At 73.2% G+C, this 17,017-nt stretch carries 17 protein-coding genes; 5 read left to right on the forward strand and 12 right to left on the reverse strand.

Features of this window, described 5'->3' with window-relative positions; genetic code table 11:
* Positions 1 to 49: 49 nt before the first annotated feature.
* From ABD140_RS03160 to ABD140_RS03170, 3 genes are all read right to left on the reverse strand, one after another.
* Positions 50 to 1,027 carry an NAD(P)-dependent alcohol dehydrogenase gene (locus tag ABD140_RS03160; RefSeq protein WP_344236480.1) on the reverse strand — a complete coding sequence of 326 codons (978 nt, stop codon included), beginning with the start codon at positions 1,025 to 1,027 and terminating at the stop codon, positions 50 to 52.
* A gap of 220 nt (positions 1,028 to 1,247) precedes the next feature.
* Positions 1,248 to 1,955, reverse strand: a complete 708-nt coding sequence (locus tag ABD140_RS03165; RefSeq protein ID WP_344236482.1) for a TetR/AcrR family transcriptional regulator C-terminal domain-containing protein — start codon at positions 1,953 to 1,955, stop codon at positions 1,248 to 1,250.
* A 53-nt stretch (positions 1,956 to 2,008) separates the two neighbouring features.
* Entirely contained in the window at positions 2,009 to 2,782 is a 774-nt protein-coding gene (locus ABD140_RS03170; RefSeq protein ID WP_344236484.1) for a DUF305 domain-containing protein, read from the reverse strand.
* 213 nt (positions 2,783 to 2,995) lie between these two features.
* On the opposite strand from ABD140_RS03170, the gene ABD140_RS03175 reads away from it, so the two are divergent.
* Both ABD140_RS03175 and ABD140_RS03180 read left to right on the forward strand, forming a co-directional pair.
* Positions 2,996 to 3,349, forward strand: coding sequence for a BlaI/MecI/CopY family transcriptional regulator (locus tag ABD140_RS03175; RefSeq protein WP_344236486.1), 354 nt, complete (start codon positions 2,996 to 2,998; stop codon positions 3,347 to 3,349).
* Positions 3,346 to 4,278: a M56 family metallopeptidase gene (locus tag ABD140_RS03180; protein ID WP_344236488.1), complete on the forward strand. Its 933-nt coding sequence runs from the start codon at positions 3,346 to 3,348 to the stop codon at positions 4,276 to 4,278. Before ABD140_RS03175 ends, ABD140_RS03180 begins: the two co-directional genes overlap by 4 nt.
* A 2-nt stretch (positions 4,279 to 4,280) precedes the next feature.
* Here the strand turns inward: ABD140_RS03180 and ABD140_RS03185 are convergent, their stop codons facing one another.
* From ABD140_RS03185 to ABD140_RS03205, 5 genes are all read right to left on the reverse strand, one after another.
* Positions 4,281 to 4,925, reverse strand: a complete 645-nt coding sequence (locus ABD140_RS03185; RefSeq protein ID WP_344236490.1) for a thioredoxin-like domain-containing protein — start codon at positions 4,923 to 4,925, stop codon at positions 4,281 to 4,283.
* A gap of 113 nt (positions 4,926 to 5,038) precedes the next feature.
* Positions 5,039 to 6,307, reverse strand: a complete 1,269-nt coding sequence (locus ABD140_RS03190; protein ID WP_344236492.1) for a CysS/YqeB C-terminal domain-containing protein — start codon at positions 6,305 to 6,307, stop codon at positions 5,039 to 5,041.
* Positions 6,308 to 6,354: 47 nt separating this feature from the next.
* Positions 6,355 to 6,831, reverse strand: a complete 477-nt coding sequence (locus tag ABD140_RS03195; RefSeq protein WP_344236494.1) for a hypothetical protein — start codon at positions 6,829 to 6,831, stop codon at positions 6,355 to 6,357.
* 140 nt (positions 6,832 to 6,971) lie between these two features.
* Positions 6,972 to 7,631 (reverse strand): response regulator, encoded by a 660-nt coding sequence (locus tag ABD140_RS03200; RefSeq protein ID WP_344236496.1) that lies wholly within the window; start codon positions 7,629 to 7,631, stop codon positions 6,972 to 6,974.
* Positions 7,628 to 8,761, reverse strand: a complete 1,134-nt coding sequence (locus ABD140_RS03205; RefSeq protein WP_344236498.1) for a sensor histidine kinase — start codon at positions 8,759 to 8,761, stop codon at positions 7,628 to 7,630. The genes ABD140_RS03200 and ABD140_RS03205 overlap by 4 nt, the downstream gene beginning before the upstream one ends.
* 165 nt (positions 8,762 to 8,926) lie before the next feature.
* On the opposite strand from ABD140_RS03205, the gene ABD140_RS03210 reads away from it, so the two are divergent.
* From ABD140_RS03210 to ABD140_RS03220, 3 genes are read left to right on the forward strand one after another with little or no spacing between them, the layout of a single operon-like run.
* A complete protein-coding gene (locus ABD140_RS03210; RefSeq protein WP_344236500.1) occupies positions 8,927 to 9,919 on the forward strand; it encodes an alpha/beta hydrolase in 993 nt (330 codons plus the stop codon).
* The gene (locus tag ABD140_RS03215) at positions 9,916 to 11,673 is read left to right on the forward strand and encodes an ABC transporter ATP-binding protein (protein ID WP_344236502.1); all 1,758 of its coding nucleotides are present in this window, start codon (positions 9,916 to 9,918) and stop codon (positions 11,671 to 11,673) included. The genes ABD140_RS03210 and ABD140_RS03215 overlap by 4 nt, the downstream gene beginning before the upstream one ends.
* Positions 11,670 to 13,367 (forward strand): ABC transporter ATP-binding protein, encoded by a 1,698-nt coding sequence (locus ABD140_RS03220; protein WP_344236503.1) that lies wholly within the window; start codon positions 11,670 to 11,672, stop codon positions 13,365 to 13,367. Before ABD140_RS03215 ends, ABD140_RS03220 begins: the two co-directional genes overlap by 4 nt.
* 141 nt (positions 13,368 to 13,508) lie before the next feature.
* Here the strand turns inward: ABD140_RS03220 and ABD140_RS03225 are convergent, their stop codons facing one another.
* The 4 genes from ABD140_RS03225 to ABD140_RS03240 all read right to left on the reverse strand — a co-directional run bounded on the left by ABD140_RS03225 (position 13,509) and on the right by ABD140_RS03240 (position 16,934).
* Positions 13,509 to 14,315 (reverse strand): hypothetical protein, encoded by an 807-nt coding sequence (locus tag ABD140_RS03225; protein WP_344236504.1) that lies wholly within the window; start codon positions 14,313 to 14,315, stop codon positions 13,509 to 13,511.
* Between the two features lie 2 nt (positions 14,316 to 14,317).
* On the reverse strand, positions 14,318 to 15,091 hold the full coding sequence (locus ABD140_RS03230) for a hypothetical protein (protein WP_344236506.1): 774 nt from the start codon (positions 15,089 to 15,091) through the stop codon (positions 14,318 to 14,320).
* Between the two features lie 95 nt (positions 15,092 to 15,186).
* Entirely contained in the window at positions 15,187 to 15,879 is a 693-nt protein-coding gene (locus ABD140_RS03235; protein WP_344236508.1) for a hypothetical protein, read from the reverse strand.
* Positions 15,880 to 16,316: 437 nt separating this feature from the next.
* Positions 16,317 to 16,934: a TetR/AcrR family transcriptional regulator gene (locus tag ABD140_RS03240; protein ID WP_344236510.1), complete on the reverse strand. Its 618-nt coding sequence runs from the start codon at positions 16,932 to 16,934 to the stop codon at positions 16,317 to 16,319.
* Positions 16,935 to 17,017: the final 83 nt, after the last annotated feature.

The raw sequence follows: 17,017 nt of genomic DNA on the forward strand, positions 1-17,017 counted from the left end.
AGGTGAATCCGGAGACGGACGACAGGGGGCCGTGGACGTGGTGGCGGGATCAGAGGGTGAGGACGATCTTGCCTTGGGCGTGGCGCCGTTCGAGGTGGCGCAGGGCTTCGGGGAGGGCGGTGAAGGGGTAGGCGCAGTCGATGACGGGGGTGATCCGGGCGGTCTCCAGGAGGTGGGCGAGGTAGTTCAGGTCCTGGGTGTTGGGGCGCCACTGGACGGAGGCGATGCGGTGGGAGACGAAGCGGGAGGCGAGGGCGCCGCGGAGCATCTGGGAGGCGGGGCCCAGCAGGGGGTCGGTGGAGGCTATGCCGCCGACGATCACGAGGGTGCCTCGGGGGGTGAGCGCTCGGCGGAGTCTCGCCAGGGGGCGGTTGCCGACGATGTCCATGAGGAGGTCGTAGCGCTGCTTCCCGGCGGTGAAGTCCTCTCGGGTGTAGTCGATGGCGGTGTCGGCGCCCAGGGAGCGGACCAGGTCGAGGTTGCGGGTGCTGCAGACGGCGGTGACCTCGGCGCCGAGGACCTTGGCGAGCTGGACGGCGAAGGTGCCGATGCCGCCGGAGGCTCCGTTGACGAGGACGTGCTGGCCGGGGGTGATCCCGCCCGCGTCCCGTAGGCCCTGCAGGGCGGTGTGGGCGGCCATCGAGACGGCGGCGGCCTGTTCGAAGGTGAGGGCGGCGGGCTTGACGGCCAGGGTGTCCGGGGAGGCGGTGACGGTCTCGGCGAACGCGCCCAGGGGGACTTCGCCGAAGACCTCGTCTCCGGGGCGGAGATCGGTCACGTTCTCGCCCACGCGTTCCACGACGCCGGCCAGGTCGGCGCCGAGGATGAGGCCGGGCCTCGGGCGGCGCAGGCCGATGCTCAGGCGCACCAGGTGCGGGTCGGCGCGCAGGTGGCGCCAGTCGTAGGGGTTGACGGAGGCGGCGCGGACGCGCACCAGCACCTCGTCGGGGGCGGGGGCGGGTTCGTCGAACTCGCGGAGGGTCAGTACGTCGGGCGGGCCGTAGCGGTCCCAGGTCCAGGCCTTCACGGGGCCTCCCTCGCGGCAGGTGCCCGGCTCCGCCGGGCGAAGGGACGGGATGAGCCGATTCCGTCGTACGGCGTAAGGTCACCATACGACGTAAGTTTCTCGTACACGGTAAGGCTAACATACGGCGTAAGGCAGTCAAGGGGTACGAGATGCCCGATTCAGGGGTGTCAGAAGAGCGGCGACGCGTCCGGCCGGGCGGTCCGAGTCCCCTCGGGCGGGTTCACGCGCCGGTGCGGCGGCGTTCCAGTCCTTCGAGGATCAGGTCGAGTGCGAACTCGAACTCGAACTGGTCGTCGCAGAAGCCCAGGGTGCCGTCCGGGTCGTCGTGGACGGCGTCCGCCAGCATCCCGGCGATGTGCGGGAAGTGGTCGGCCATCTGCTCCATCGTCGCGGCGGCGTCCGCGGGGTCGGCGCCGGAGGGGTCGAAGAGCTCCTGGGTGAAGCCGAGGGCGCGGCTGCCCAGGACGTGCAGGGCGCGGTGGGCGAGGTCGAAGGAGAAGCCGCCCGCGCGGAGGATCCCCACCACGCCGTCGTAGTAGCCGACGACCGCCGGGCTCGTGGTGGTGCGCGACTCCAGGACGCGCGGGGCCCAGCGGTGGCGCAGCAGCACCTCGCGGGCGGTGAGGACGCGCGTGCGCAGAGCCGCCCGCCAGTCCTCCTCCGGTGCGGGCGCCTCCGCCCCGTTCACCGCCTCGGTGATCTCGGCGAGGATCACCTCGACGACGCCGTCGAGGACCGCCTCCTTGTTGGCGACGTGGTGGTACAGCGACATCGCCTCGACCCCGAGCTCCTGGGCGAGCCGGCGCATCGTGAGCGAGGGGAGGCCGTCGCGGTCGGCGATCGCCGCGGCGGCGCGCAGCACCCGCCTCCGGCTCAGCGGGATCCGCGGCTGCTCGGTGGCCTCCTCCGCGTCGGTCCACGGGGTCATGGTTCGTCCTCCCCGACGCACTCTATCCGTACCCGGACTCCCGCAGGGCTTCGTCAGGCGGGGGGCGCACCGCGCTGCCGGAGCAGCTCCTGCATGAAGTCGATCTCGCTCTGCTGGCTGTTGACGATGCTGCTCGCGAGGTCCTGGACGTCCTGCCTGCCGGTGCGCGCCAGGACGGCCTCGGCCATGTCCACGCCGCCGCGGTGGTGCCTGATCATGAGGGTGAGGAAGAGGACCTCGGCCGCCTTGCCGCGGCTGGTCTGCAGGGTGCGCAGTTCCGCCGCGGTGGCCATGCCGGGCATGGGCGCCGCCCGGCCGCCGTCGCCGCCGCCGTCGCCACCGGTGTGGTGCCCGCTCATCCAGGCCATGGACGGGCGGGTGCCGGTGAGGGGAAGGCCCCACTGGATGAGCCAGTCCTGCATGCGGCCGATCTGGTTCTGCTGGGTGAGGGTGATGTCCAGGGCCAGGAGGCGTATCTCGGCGTCGGTGGTGTTGTCGCGCACCGCGACGGCCATCTGGACGGCCTGGGTGTGGTGGACGGACATGTCGCGGCTGAACCCCGCCTCGGCCGAGGCGTCGCCGGGGCGGTCGGGGGCGGCCAGCAGCGCCCCGGCCACGGCCGAGACCACGGCGATCACCACCGCGCCCGCGAGCAGGCGCCACCGGCCGGGCCCGGCGGCCCGGACCCGCTCCCCCGGCCCTTCCTGCTCGGACGGCTCGACCGACCCGACCGGACCGGCCGGATCGGGCGTTCCGACCGGCTCGGCAGGGCCGGTCGGCCCGGCCGATGCGGACGGTTCGGATGACGGGAGGGGTTCGTTACTCATGAGTGGTCCTGATCGAGCCGAAGGTAGTGTGATCGGGGCATGGGCGCCGGTACGCGGCGATCGTGCTGCCAGGAGGACCTCGCGTGCCGGCGGGGTGCGGACGGCCCGGTGGGCGCCGCCCCCGAACTTCTACACAAGATAGAAGATAAGGGATGGCGCCGAAGGTGCGTCACGCCGCCGGCGGCGACGACGACGGAGAGAAAGGGCGGCGGGGTGCGTCTCGGCGAGCTGGAGCGGTCGGTCATGAACGAGCTGTGGGCCCGGCCGCAGGGGGCGCTGGCCCGCGATCTGGTCGAGGCGCTGGCCTCGGGCCCCGCGGTGACCACGGTGCTGACCGTCCTGGACCGGCTGGTGCGCAAGCAGCTGGTGCGCAGGGAACGCCAGGGGCGTGCCCACCGTTATTTCGCCGTGCACAGCAGAGAGGCCCACGTCGCCGACACGATGCGCGACGCGCTCCAGGAGGCGGGCGACCGGGAACTGGCGTTCACCCATTTCCTGGACTCGGCGGACCCCGAGGACATCGCCGCGCTGCGCAGGCTCCTGGACGCGGCGGGAAACCAGGAATGACGCAGCCGGTGGCGGTCTCCGCCGTCCTGTTCGTGCTGGTCGTGCTGCTGTTGGGACCGCTGCCCGGGTGGTTGTCGCGGGCCGGGTGGGCCGACCGCAGCCCTCGCACGACGCTCGCGGTGTGGCAGGCGACCGCGGCGTCGGCCGGCGTGTGCCTGGTGGGCGCCCTGCTCACGCTCGCCGTGGCGCCCCTGCACCCCGAGCTGCACCACGGTTTCCAGACCCTGTCCTGCCATGTGCTGGCGGGCGACCCGCTGCGGGGGCTGGGCGTCGCGCAGGTCGCCGCCCTGGCGTCGGCCGCGGCGGCGATCGGCTGGGCGGCGCTGGCGGTCGGCCGCACCTTCGCCCGCCAGGCGCGCGTCCGACGCCGCCACCGCCGCCGGGTCGACCTGCTGGCCACCGACCGGCGGCGGGACGTCCGGGTCATCGACCACGCCGTGCCCGCCGCCTACTGCCTGCCCGGCCTGCGGTCCCGGATCGTGGTCACCTCGGGCCTGGTCGACCTGCTCAGCGCCGCCGAGCTGGCGGCCGTCCTGGACCACGAGCGCGCCCACGCCCGGGGACGCCACCATCTGGTGCTGCTGCCCTTCCTCGCGCTGGGCTCGGCGCTGCCCCGGGTGCCGCTCGCCCGGACGGCGCACGCCAGCGCGGCGCGCCTGGTGGAGATGCTCGCCGACGACCACGCCCGCGCCCGCCACGGCGGGAAGGTCGTCGCCCACGCGCTGGTCAAGCTGGCCGAGCACCGCGCCGTCGCCGCTCCGCTGCCCGGCGGGGTCCTGGGCGCCGCCGAAGGGGCGCTGGTGGCACGGGTCCAGCGGCTGACCCGGGCGGCGCGTCCCATCGCGCTGTGGCAGCGCGCCCTGATCCACACCGCGGCGCTCGGCCTGCCGGTCGGGCCCGTCGTCCTGCTGATCCCGTGCCTGCTGTGACCTCAGGCCTCGGGTGAGCCGACCCCGTTGGTGCAGGGGGCGCCGGGTTCGGGAACGCGGGGGCTCTGGGCGAAGTCGCCGATGAAGGAGAGCAGCTTCGGATCGGCGGGGTCGGCCACCGCCAGCTGCTTGCCCCAGGCGCTGGCCATCACCACGTCCCGCACGTCCTCGTGCGGGCTCAGCAGCACGTACGGCTTGTCCCGCACCAGGTCGCGCAGCGCGTTCACCTTCTCCTCGGCCAGGTCCTCGGGGTGGGTGATCCACACCGCGCCGTGCTCCAGGGAGTGCACGGCGTTCTCGTCGCGGACCGGGCTGCCGTAGACGCCGCAGTTCTGCCACGCCGCGTGGTGGTCGCCGCCGACCGGGGGGATCTGGGAGTAGTCGACGTTCCCGGCCACGTGGGTCTGGGAGAGCCCGTTGAAGGTGCGCACCCCGTCCGCCGGGGTCGTGGTCCGCCCCGCGTTCGCCTTCGCCTCCTCCTCCTGGTTCTGGACGACGAAGACCAGGCCGCCCACCAGCAGCACGCCCGCCGCCCCCGTCACGACCGCGCCGATGATCTTGTTGCGCCGGTTGCGGCGGCGCTCGGCCGCCTGCATCGCCGCGACCTTCTCGCGGGCGCGCCGCGTCGCCTTCTGACTGGGGGACATCGCGAACTCCTCCGCCGGGGGCCGTACCAGGACGAACCAGCACGGAAACGAACTTCTACGGAACGTAGAATACAGAAGGCCGGAGCAGGTCGGACCAGCTCACCCGGGGACGGTCAGGGGCGGGGCTCCCTGCGGTGCCAGCGGGTTCCGTCGGGGGTGTCCGCCACCCCGACGCCCAGGGCGGTGAGCGCGGAACGGATCAGGTCGGCGGTGGTGAACCGGCCGGAGCCGCGCAGCTCGGCGCGGGCGGCGAGGAGGAGTCCCACGGCCTTCTCCAGGTCGACGGCGGGGCGTTCGGCGGCCTTGCCGAGGCGGACGATGAGGCTGTGGTTGACGGTGCGGGCCCAGTCCGCGCCCTCGTCCTCCTCGGTGTCGTCGGCCCATTCGGCGATGGCCCGGTCGAGGGCGAGGACCGCTTCGACCATCGCCGGTGCGTCATGGCGGGCGAGGGCGGCGTCGAAACGCCCTTCCGCCGCGCGTACGAGGTCGGGGAGGGAGAGAGACGGCGGGGCGGGCGCCGCCGGGGCGGGTTCGGGGCGGTGGAGCCGGACGGCCTTCCCGTCCTTGGCGAGGTCCTGGAGTTCGGTCAGAGAGATGCTCCTTCCCGCGGGGATGACCGTGCTTTCGCCGCGTTTGCGGATCGTGAGGCCGCCGCGGCCCCGGACGTCGACGGTGCCGGCCTCTCGGTCGATGACGACGGCGGTGTGCTCGTCCACGCCCAGGACGGCCGCGCCTTCGGGGAGTTCGGCCTCCAGGACGCGCAGGCGCCGCTCGCCGAGGTAGGAGTAGCGGGTGTCGTGGGTGCCGCCTTCGGCGTTGTCGTAGTGCGGGATCACCGCGACGTCGAGGCCGAGGGGCGCCAGCAGGTCGAGGCCGGGAAGCCAGTGGGGCGGGCTTCCGGCCTTGTAGATCTCGTACACGGGCAGGGCGCGGGACCCGAGCGTGCAGGCGGCCGCGGACGCGAAGACGAGCATGGCCCGTCCCAGCCGGACATGGTCCCGGAGGGTGTCGGCGACGGGTGATTCCCGCCAGCGCGCCAGGGCGTAGGTGGGGCTGCCCGGCCCGGAGAACACCCAGTCCGCGGCGCGCAGCGCGGCGAGTCCGGCGCCGGAACCGGCGTCCTGCGCGCCGCGCAGTCCGGTGGCGACCTCCACGGTGAGGCCGACGCTGCGCGCGAAGTAGGAGCGGGCGCGGGCGCTGATGTCGGCGACGTTCTCCTGGAATCCGTAGGGCGTCTCCAGCAGGACGGCGGCGGGCGGCGTGCTCCCGAACCGGGCGATGAGCTCACGGTGCAGGGTGACCATCGTCGGGCTGGTCTCGCCCGATCCGAGTACGGCGATGACGTGCCGGGGGGCTGTGCCTGAATCCGGTGCGTGTCCCATGGGAAGACGACATCACTGGACGCGCCGGTTGGCCAGTGTCCCGGGAGTCAGCCGGTCAGACGGCCGGCCACGTCGCCCGGCCAGGTCTCCAGGGCCCGCGCCATCAGCGGATGCCCGGCGAGGAAGCCGCTCGCCACGGGGTCGTGCGCCGCGAGGAACGCCAGATGCCGGACGGCGTGGGCCGCCACCTGCTCGACGGAGACGCTGTCGGGCGCGGGGCGCTCCGGCACGGGGCCGCGCGCGATCTCCGCCTCCGCCAGGGGTTTCGCCGGCCGCCACTCCTCCGGCTCGGGCGCCACCGCGAACGTCAGCACCACATGCCCCTCGTCCGTGTACCGCCAGCTCGTCGAGTGCACCCATTCGCCGGCCCCGGCCAGCCGCTGCGCCGCGCGCACCGGATCCTCGTCCGGCAGGAGGCCTCCCCGCACCGACCGGTACGCCAAACCGCCCCCCGGCACGGCTCGCAGGACCACCACCTCGACCACCACCGGCCGCACCGGCGGCTCCCCCCGAACCGTCTGCACCGCGCCCCCATGGCCCGAGGCGCCGCGGTCTCCGGCACCGTAGTCGACATCAATGCGCTCTTGCGCACGATACGCGACAAGGCTCTCACCAGGTGCGGCCGGGCCGCCGCCCCGGACGGGATCGACCGCCCCGGACGGGGTCAGCCGCGCCGCGGGGCGACGAGGCCCGACTCGTAGGCGAAGACCACGAGCTGGGCGCGGTCCCTGGCGCCGAGCTTGGTCATCGCCCTGCTGACGTGCGTCTTCGCGGTGGCCGGGCTGATCACCATGTGGGCGGCGATCTCGTCGTTGGACAGGCCGCGGGCCACCAGGGCGGTGACCTCGCGTTCGCGGTTGGTCAGGACGCCGAGGGCCTCGGGGACGGGCCCGGGGCGGCGGGCGACGTACTCGCCGATGAGGCGGCGGGTGATCGCGGGCGACAGCAGGGCGTCGCCGCGGGCGGCGACGCGGACGCCCTGCAGCAGGTCGGCGGGCTCGGTGTCCTTGACCATGAAGCCGCAGGCCCCGGCGCGCAGGGCGTTGAAGACGTACTCGTCGAGGCCGTAGTTGGTGAGGATCACCACGTGGACGCCGGCCAGCCGCTCGTCGGCGGCGATCAGCCGCGTCGCCTCGATGCCGTCCATCACCGGCATCTGGACGTCGACGAGGGCGACGTCGGGGAGGTGCTCGCGGGCGAGCGCGACGCCCTGCTCGCCGTTCGCCGCCTCGGCCACCACCTCGATGTCGGCCTCGTTCTCCAGCAGGGCGCGGAAACCGCCGCGGATGAGCGCCTGGTCGTCCACGAGCAGCACGCGGATCACGACGGCCCGCCCAGGGGGAGCTCGGCGCGGACGGTGAAGCCGCCTTCGGGGCGGGGCCCGGCCCGCAGCCGTCCGCCGAGCGCCGTGACGCGTTCGCGCATGCCGAGCAGGCCCGTGCCGGGTACGGGCGGCGCGTCCGGGTGGGCCTCGCCGTCGTCATCGACCCGCACGACCAACTTCTCGTCCGCGTACTCGACGCGCACCGCCGCGGCCGCCTCCCCGGCGTGCCGGGAGGCGTTGGTGAGCGCCTCCTGGACGATCCGGTACGCGGCACGATCCACCTCGGACGGCAGCTCCCGCCGCGGGCCGGAAACCGTCACCGTGGTCGCCAGCCCGGCGGACCGGGCGCGCTCCACCAGGTCGTCGAGCCTGTCGAGGCCGCTGACCGCGGACTCGCCGTCGGAGGGGTCGCGCAGCACCTCCAGTGTGGCGCGCAGCTCGCGCATGGCGTCGCCCCCGGCCTCCTGGATGGCCAGCAGCGCGGGTGGCACGTCCTCGCCGCGGCTGCGCGCCAGGTGGACGGCCACCCCGGCCTGGACCTTGATGACCGAGATGCTGTGGGTGAGCGAGTCGTGCAGTTCCCTGGCGATGCGCAGCCGCTCCTCGCCCGCGCGGCGCAGCGCCGTCTCCTCGCGGGTGCGTTCGGCCTCGGCGGCGCGGCGCTCGACCTCCTCCAGGTACGCCTGCCGGTGCCGGACCACCATCGCCGCCACGCCGGCCGCGAGGAACCAGCCGAGCATCAGGACGGCGTTCGGGAGGTTCTGGAGGATCCCGTCGATGCCGGGCGGGTTCTTCGCCAGGTCGGCGCCGAGGAAGACGGCGACCGCCAGGGCGGCGGCGGGGCCGCGCCCGGCCTGGACCGCGGCGAACACCGCCACCATCACGGGGAAGGCGGCCGCGGGGCCCGCCTGGACGCGGGTCGTGACCACGAGCATGCAGGCCGTGCCGGCGACCAGCGCCACGAGGGGAGCCCGCCGCCAGGCGACGAGCGCGGCGGAACCGGCGAGGGCGGCCGCGATCTCCAGCGCGCCCGCGTGCGGCGTGGTGCACACGACGACCGCCACCAGGACGGCCATCGCCGCGGCGAGCAGGCCGTCCTGGGCGAGCGGGCGCCATCCCATGAAGCTCATCGCCTCAGGCTAGGACGCCTCATGTCGGAAACCCTCCACCGAAGGGCGGAATGTGCCACTACTCCCCACGGTGTAGGCGCGCCGTTCCTGCCTCCCGGGCGGCAGGCGGAGAAGCCGCCCGCCGCACGATGCCCCGCGACCTGCCCGGATGCCACCTTGTCCGACATGCACACGATCCAAGACAAGGCTCCGCTGCGCGCTCGCCTCATCCTCAAGGACACCCAGGACTGGGCGGCGCTCACCGGCGAACAGGCGGTCGCCCTCCGCGAGAAGGCCGCCCGCATGCAGTCGTCACGGATGGCACGGGTCATCGCCGGCCTGCCCGACCGCCGCGCCCGTATCGAGGAACGCACGCTCGACCTCCCCGGCCGCCGCCTGAGGCTCCGGGTGCACCGTCCGAGGAACGCCGGTCCGCGAGCACCGCTGATCCTCTCGTTCCACGGCGGTGGCTTCATCGCGGGCACCCCCGAGCAGAACGACTGGCTCAACAGCCATCTCGCGGCCCACTGCCCGGCGGTCGTCGTGTCGGTGGACTACCGTCTCGCCCCTCGGCACCCGCTGCCGGAGCCGATCGACGACGGCTACGACACACTCGTCCGGATCCTCGAGGACCCCGGCGGCTGGGGCGTCGATCCGGCGGCCGTCGCGGTCCTCGGCGAGAGCGCCGGCGGCACGCTCGCCGCGCTCATCACACTGCGCGCCCGCAAGAACGGCCCGCCGATCCACGCGCAGGCGCTGACCTGCCCGGCCACGGACTGGACCGACGCCCTGGCCGACTACCCCTCGATCGCCGCGAACACCGGCCACCCCGGGATCTCGCTGCCCAAGATGCTCGCGGCCCGCAGGCTGAGCCTGCCGGAGGGCCTCGACGCGCGCAGCGTGTCGCCCGTGCGGTACGAGGACCTCTCCGGTCTGCCTCCCGCGCTCATCGTCACCGGCGCGCTGGATCTCCTGGAGGACCAGGGGGCCCGGTATGCCGAGCGGCTCCGCGCCGACGGCACCGACGCCCGGGTGGTCCGCTACCCGAAGGCCGTCCACGCCTTCCTCAGCATGCCCGGACTGATCCCGGCCGCCGGTCCCGCACGGCACGAGATACTCACCTTTCTCCGCGGTCACCTGCACCCCGAGGCCGGGTCGCCGAAGGCGGGCGGCCGGTGAGCGCCACCGCGCAGGGGCTGCTGCGGCCGCACATCCGGAGTTTCGCGGCGCTAGTGGTCCTCCAGGTCATCGGCGCCGTCGCGGGGCTGGCGCCGCTGCTGGCTGTCGTCGAGCTGGGGCGCGCGCTGCTGGCGCCCGGGCCGCTCGATCACGGTCATGTGCGGCTCGTCGTGGTCGCCGGAGCCGCGGGCCTGTTCGTCCGGCTGGTGTTCACGGCCGCCTCGTCAGGGGTCGGGCACCTTCTCGACGACCGGGTGCAGCTGTCGTTCCGGCGGCTGCTGGCCGAACGGCTGGGTCTCGTGCCGATCGGGTGGTTCTCCCGGCGCCGGACCGGTGAGCTGGCGAAGGTCGTCGGCGCGGACGTGAGCGCCGTGCACCCGTTCATCGCCCACACGCCCGGCGAGCTCGTGTCCGCGTTCGTGGTGCCACTAGTGGCGCTGGCCTACCTGTTCGCCGTCGACTGGCGGCTCACGCTGATCACGCTGATCCCGGTGGTGCTGGCGGTGGCGCTGGTGCCTTTGATGATGACACCCGCCCGGCTGCGCGAGCAGGAGGAGTTCGACGCGGGCATGGGGCGGATCTCGAACTCCGTCGTCGAGTTCGTCCAGGGCATCGCGGTGGTCAAGGCGTTCGGCGGGACCGAGCGCGCCCACCGCGCGTTCCGCACGGCCGTGGACGATTTCGTCGACTCCTTCTACCGGATGGTGCGCGGGCTCTCCGGGATCGCCGCGGGGATGCAGGTGGTGGTCTCGCCGCCGTTCGTGCTGCTGGTCGTGCTGGCCGGAGGCGCGGCGCTCATCACGGGCGGCGGCATGCCCGCCGCCGATCTGCTGCCCTTCCTGCTGCTGGGCCTGGGGCTGACCGCTCCGGTGGCCGCCCTCGGCCACGGTTTCGACGACATGCAGGCCGCCCGGCGTGCGGTCGGCCGGATCCGGGACGTGCTCGCGGTGGAGCCGCTGCCGGAGCCCGCGCACCCGGTCGCGCCGCGCGGGCACCGGGTGGAGCTGCGCGGCGTCCGGTTCGGCTACGAGGCCGGCCACGAGGTGCTGCGCGGGATCGACCTGGCGCTCGAACCGGGGACGGTCACCGCGGTCGTCGGGCCGTCGGGGAGCGGGAAGTCCACGCTGGTCCAGCTGCTGCCGCGGTTCTTCGACCCGTCCGAGGGCTCGGTCCTCCTGGGCGGCGCCGACCTGCGCGAGATCGGGAGCCGGGAGCTGTACCGGGCGGTCTCGTTCGTCTTCCAGGACGTCCGCCTGCTGCGCGCGTCGGTCGCGGAGAACATCGCGCTGGCGGTGCCGCACGCCGACCGCACGGACGTGGAGCGCGCCGCCCGGCTCGCGAACGTCCACGACCGGATCCTCGAACTGCCGCGCGGCTACGAGACGGTGCTCGACGAGGAGGCGCGGCTGTCGGGCGGCGAGGCGCAGCGGATCGCCATCGCCCGCGCGCTGCTCGCCGACACGCCCGTCCTCGTGCTCGACGAGGCGACGGCCTTCGCCGACCCGCGGACCGAGCGGGCGGTGCGCCGGGCCCTGACGGCGCGGGCGGGCGAACGGACGGTCCTGGTCATCGCCCACCGCCTGGAGACGATCGCCGACGCCGACACCGTCGTGGTGCTGGAGAACGGGGAGATCGTCGAACGCGGCGCGCCCGCCGAACTGCTGGCACGGGACGGGAAATTCGCCGCGCTCTGGCACGTCCACCGGTCGGCGGCCGCCGACGGGACCGCGGTGCGAGGAGAGGAGCACCGATGATCCGCATGCTGCTGCGCGTGCTGGGACACGAGTACGCCCCGCCGGTGCGGCGCACCGTGGCCCTGATGACGGTCACCGCGGTCGTCGAGGGTCTGTCCTGCGCGCTGCTCTTTCCCGTGCTGCGGGAACTGTTCGGGAGCACGCCCTCGGACGCCTGGCCCTGGCTGATCGCGTTCGGCGCGGTGGTCGCGGGCTACGCGGTACTGCGCTACGTCAGCGACCGGTCCGGCTTCCACGCCGGGACCACACTGCTGCACGGCATGTACCACCGCCTCGGCGACCACCTGGCCCGGCTGCCCCTCGGCTGGTACGGCGGCGGACGGGTCGGGGAGGTGTCCGTCCTGGCCTCCGGCGGCGTCCTGCAGGCGATGAGCGTGATCGCGCATCTGCTGGGGCCGTTCGTCTCCGCCTGCGTGACCCCCCTGGTGATCGTCGGCGTGCTGCTCGCCTTCGACTGGCGGATGGGGCTGGCCGCGCTGGTCGCCGTGCCGCTCGTGGCGGTGGTCCAGGCCTGGGCGGGGCGCTCGATGGCGGCCACCGACGAGGAGCGCCACGAACGCGGTCACGAGGCGACCGGGCGCGTCATCGAATACCTCCAGGCCCAGCCGGTGCTACGGGCCGGAGGCCGTACCGCCGAACGCTTCGGAGCGCTCGACGACTCGCTGAGCGAACTGCGGCGCGCGTCCCGCCGCTCCACGCTGGCGGCGCTGCCCGGCGTGCTGGGCCTGGCCCTCACCGTGCAGGTGGCGTTCACCGCGATGCTGGCCCTGGGCGCCCACCTCGCCCTCGGCGGGAGCATCGGAGCCGCGGAGCTCCTGGCGATCCTGGTGCTCGCCGCCCGCTGCGCCGACCCGCTTCTGTCCCTTTCGGAACTCGGCGGCCGGCTCCGCGGCGCGCGTTCCGAGCTGACGAGACTCGACGCGCTGCTGCGCACCGAGCCGCTGCCGGAGCCTCCCGAGCCGGTCCGGCCGGAGGACCACGGTGTGGAGTTCGCATCCGTCACCTTCCGGCAGGGCGGCCGCACGGTGGTCGACGACCTGTCGTTGTCCGTCCCGGAAGGGCAGCGGCTCGCCGTCGTCGGGCCTTCGGGAGCGGGCAAGAGCACCCTGCTCCAGCTGCTCGCGCGGTTCCACGACGTGGACGGGGGCGCGATCCGCGTCGGCGGCGTGGACGTACGTACCATCAGCACCGAGACGCTGATGGCGCGGATCGCGATCGTCTTCCAGGACGTCTACCTCTTCGACGGCACGATCGAGGAGAACGTGCGCCTGGGCCGCCCCGGCGCCGACGAGGCCGAGGTGCGGGCGGCCGCGGCCGCGGCACGGCTGGACGAGGTGGTCGAACGGCTGCCCGGCGGCTGGGCGGCGCGCGTCGGCGAGGGCGGCGCGCTGCTGTCGGGCGGCGAGCGCCAGCGCGTCTCGATCGCGCGGGCGCTGCTGAAGGACGCGCCCATCGTGCTGCTGGACGAGGTGACCTCCGCGCTGGACCCGGTGAACGAGGCGGCCGTCCACCAGGGCGTCGAGCGTCTGATGGCGGGCCGCACGGTGGTGATGGTCGCGCACCGGCTGCGGACCGTCCGCCGCGCCGACCGCATCGTCTTCCTGGACGGCGGCCGGATCGCGGAGGAGGGCCGCCACGACGAGCTGCTGCACCGCGGCGGCCGCTACGCGGACTTCTGGCGGGCCGTCGTGTGAGCGCTTCATTGCGGCCCGCCGGGAGGGGGTGTGCGGACTTCGCGCCTTGTACGCTCTGAGACGGGAGTGGGTCGGGCCGCCCCGGGGAAAAGGGCGGCCCGCCTCATTCTTCTCCCGTTCGCTCCCGGGTGGACGCGCCGGTCAGGCCGGCAGCTCGCTGTAGGGCTTGGAGACCAGGTACAGGTCGAAGACCGCGGTGTTCTTGCCGGCCGCCGCGGGGATGCCCGCGCGCCAGTTCACGCCCTTGTCGAGGAAGCCCTTGTAGCCGCAGTCGACGGCGCCGGGCACCGCGAAGGCGTTGTCCACCAGGCCGATCTTCCAGACCGGCGGGTCGCCGGGCAGGGTGACGGGGGCCGAGCCGGAGATCGGCTCGTTGGGGGCGGGCGGGCTGGTGGGGGCGATGCCCATCTCCAGGGTGACGGGGTTCGCGGCGCTGCCGATGTGGCACTCCTTGCCCAGGATCGGGTTGACCAGCTTGATCCGCATCTTGATGAGGAACCAGGTGCGGCTGGCCACGGGGGGCGTGACCTTCAGCGGCTCGGTCAGCTCGGGCTGGGCGTGGACCTGGAGCAGCTTGAGCCGGTCGGTGCCGGGGATGCCGGCCAGCCCGCCGTCGATCCGCACCTGGCCCCGCATCGGGGCCATGAGGAACGGCAGCTCCTCGCCGGTCTCGGCGTCGTAGCCCGTCGCGTAGGTGATCTTGAGCGGGGCGTTGATCTCCTGGTCGATCCTGCCGAGCTTCAGCCGCCCGCCGCCGACCACCGCGGTGTTGCAGAACCACAGCTCGGGATCGGCGCCCTCGGGCAGGGCCGGGCAGTCCTCGAAGTCCAGTCCCGGCGGGACCGCGGGCTCCTCGGCGGCGGCCGGGGCGGTCGGGACGGCCAGCGCCGCCGCGACGAGCGCGGCTCCGAGGGCGGCGTGCCTGCCGCGGCGGAACACTCCCCTCATCCTCAGCTCCCCATCTCGGCGTAGGTCTTGGAGTGCAGGTACTGCTTGAAGACGGCGGCGCTGTTGCCCGCGCGGGAGGGCAGCCCGGCGTAGAGGTCGACCGCCCAGTTGAGCGAGCCCAGCCCGAGGAGGCCGCAGTTGCGCGCCTGCGGGACCGCGAAGGAGTTGTCGACGATGGTCGCCTTGTAGACCAGCGGGTCCAGAGAGACCTCGGTGGGGAACTCGCCGGAGATGGGCTGGTTGGGCGCGGGCGGGTTCGTGGTGCCGAAGATCATGCGCAGCTTGATCGGGTCGCCGTTGCTGCCGACGTAGCAGCTGCTCCCCAGCTTGGGGTTGCTCAGCTTGAACTTGAGGTTGATCAGGATGTCGCCGCCCTGCAGGTCCATGAACCCGGCGTACTCGGGCTTGGCGTAGACCGCGGTGAAGAACGGGTCGCCGAAGATCCCGTCGATGACCTTGAACTTCTCGGACTCCAGGGCGCCGACGAGGACCGTCTGCTCCCCGGTCTCGCCGTCGAAGCCGACGGCGTAGGTGAGGGTGATGGGGGAGGTGATGTTCTGCACCATCGAACCGAGGTCGAGGTGGCCGCCGTTGATGACGGCGACGTTGCACATCCACAGTTCGGGGTCGGCTCCGGCGGGCAGAGCCGGGCACTTGCTGAAGCTGAAACCGGGGATCGTCTCGGCCGAGGCGGCGGGGACCGCGCCGAACAGCGCGCCGCCGAGGGCCAGTGCGGTGGCCGCGACCAGGCCGCGGCGCCGGAACGGAGATCTCATGGGGGTCCTTCTGGGGGGTGGGCGGGCCGCCCGGGGCTCCGGGCGGTCCGCCGTTCGAGGATGGGGCGGGGTCCTGTCCGTAGATCAGGACTCGGTCAGGGGGCGAGGGTCAGGTCGTTGCCGCCCGGGGAGGTCAGCACCTGGTACTTGCCGTTGGCGGTGACGGTGGAGGGGCACCCGGGGGTGTTCTCCGGGTTGCTGATCTTCTGCAGCTTCTCGCCCGTCAGCGCGCCCTGGGAGTGGGAGTTGCCGGTGACGGGGCGGTTGGCGTTGGTCTTGTTGTACAGATCGATGACCAGGTCGGTGGTGGTCGTCAGGCCGTAGTGGCAGATCTCGGTCTTGCCGATGCTGGTGAGGTTGAGCACCGCGCGCACGTCGACACCGGCGTTGGGCGCGTCGATGGTCAGGTAGCCGTCGCGGCCGCCGGCGACCGGGTCGTGGGTGACCGAGCCGCCGGTGTAGGGCAGGTTGCTGACGCTGATGGTGGTGCTGCCGCCGTAGTTGTTGGTGCAGCCGGTCAGCGAGACCGCCTTCAGCGAGCCGCTGGAGCCGTTGGCGACCACGCCGGCGGTCAGCGCCGCGCTGGTGCAGGTCACCGAGATGGAGCCGATGCCGGGGCCGAGGCCGGTGATGACGGTGTTGTTGATGTTGGTGACCGCGACGTCGCCGTTGTAGCCCAGACCGGTGGAGTCGTCCACGATGGTCGTGGCCAGCGCGGCGGTCGCGGTGCCGAGCGTCAGAACGCCGGCCCCGAGGACGGGGAGGGCGATCCTGGAGAGCCTCCGCATGACGGGAGTCCTTCCTGAGGGATGGGAGTGGGATTTCTGTCCGGCGCGACCGGCCTTTTCCCCGTATGCCCCCGCACAGCCGGTCGGCGGTGCCGAACGCCACAGCCCCGCCGTGCGGTCCGGGCCCTGGGCCGCGGGTGGTTCGTGGCTCCCGAACGGAAACATAAACGCTGGCATTTATCAATCTTCCGCCACCTGCGGGAAAGCGGACCAGAAGGTCTTTATCGACTTCCGGCGAGCCGATACCGCCTCACGGGAGGAGCCCTACGGACCCAGAAAGCCGCGGCGGGGATCGTCACCCGCCGTCACCGACGGCGCACAACCGCAGGGAGGGTGTGTCGCGCGTCACGGCGGCGGGGTGACGGCCGACCGACATTGCGGACATCCACCGGTATGGCAGGATCCGGCCACGCCGTACCGGCGCCCGGCCGGCGCGGTCAGTCCGCCGCGCGGGACCGCCTCGGCATGGCGAACATCCGGATCAGGCTCGGATACAGGGAGGGCAGGGTGTCGGCGGCACCCCGGCGGATACGGCTGTAGACGATCTCGAGGACCGCGCCCGCGATGCCCTCACCGGTCAGCTCCGGCTCCGCCCAGTCCGGATCCGCCCGCCTCAGGTAGTCGGCGATGGTGGCGATGAACAGCTGCTTGGCGTGGTCGCGCCGCTCGATCGCGACCGGGCCCGCCGCCAGGACCTCCACGATGGCCATCCGCGCGGCCAGCGGCTCGGCGGCCAGGTGCTCCAGGAACGCCGCCAGCCCGGCGTTCATCTTCTCGACCGGGCTCCCCTCGACCGTCATGCTCTCGCGCACGGCCCCGGCCACCCGCGAGGCGACCAGATCATAGGCGGCGATGAACGCCTCGTCCTTGTTCTTGAAAAGCTGGTAGAAAGTGCGCCGGGAAACGCCGGAGGCGGCGATGATCGTGTCCACGGTGAGGCCCGCGTAGCCCTTTTCCCCGACGACCTGGATCACGGCCTGGAGAATGCGTCCGAGCTGGTTGCCGACCACGTAGTTACGGGAGAGGTGATGACGGCCGGAAGGCAGTTTCGCCATTTCCTCCCGGGAGGGCCTTCCGCCGGACTGTTCCATTCCCGTCCCCCTCGGATCGGCCTGGGAGTGAATCGTGAACATTCTTC

The organism is Actinocorallia libanotica (genome assembly GCF_039525175.1).
Taxonomy (GTDB): Bacteria; Actinomycetota; Actinomycetes; order Streptosporangiales; family Streptosporangiaceae; genus Actinocorallia; species Actinocorallia libanotica.

Coding starts and splice junctions, on each gene's coding strand:
- ABD140_RS03165 (WP_344236482.1), bottom strand. CDS start 1,955: ATGACCCCGTGGACCGACGCGGAGGAGGCCACCGAGCAGCCGCGGATC.
- ABD140_RS03170 (WP_344236484.1), bottom strand. CDS start 2,782: ATGAGTAACGAACCCCTCCCGTCATCCGAACCGTCCGCATCGGCCGGG.
- ABD140_RS03180 (WP_344236488.1), top strand. CDS start 3,346: ATGACGCAGCCGGTGGCGGTCTCCGCCGTCCTGTTCGTGCTGGTCGTG.
- ABD140_RS03185 (WP_344236490.1), bottom strand. CDS start 4,925: ATGTCCCCCAGTCAGAAGGCGACGCGGCGCGCCCGCGAGAAGGTCGCG.
- ABD140_RS03190 (WP_344236492.1), bottom strand. CDS start 6,307: ATGGGACACGCACCGGATTCAGGCACAGCCCCCCGGCACGTCATCGCC.
- ABD140_RS03205 (WP_344236498.1), bottom strand. CDS start 8,761: ATGAGCTTCATGGGATGGCGCCCGCTCGCCCAGGACGGCCTGCTCGCC.
- ABD140_RS03210 (WP_344236500.1), top strand. CDS start 8,927: ATGCACACGATCCAAGACAAGGCTCCGCTGCGCGCTCGCCTCATCCTC.
- ABD140_RS03220 (WP_344236503.1), top strand. CDS start 11,670: ATGATCCGCATGCTGCTGCGCGTGCTGGGACACGAGTACGCCCCGCCG.
- ABD140_RS03225 (WP_344236504.1), bottom strand. CDS start 14,315: ATGAGGGGAGTGTTCCGCCGCGGCAGGCACGCCGCCCTCGGAGCCGCG.
- ABD140_RS03230 (WP_344236506.1), bottom strand. CDS start 15,091: ATGAGATCTCCGTTCCGGCGCCGCGGCCTGGTCGCGGCCACCGCACTG.
- ABD140_RS03235 (WP_344236508.1), bottom strand. CDS start 15,879: ATGCGGAGGCTCTCCAGGATCGCCCTCCCCGTCCTCGGGGCCGGCGTT.
- ABD140_RS03240 (WP_344236510.1), bottom strand. CDS start 16,934: ATGGCGAAACTGCCTTCCGGCCGTCATCACCTCTCCCGTAACTACGTG.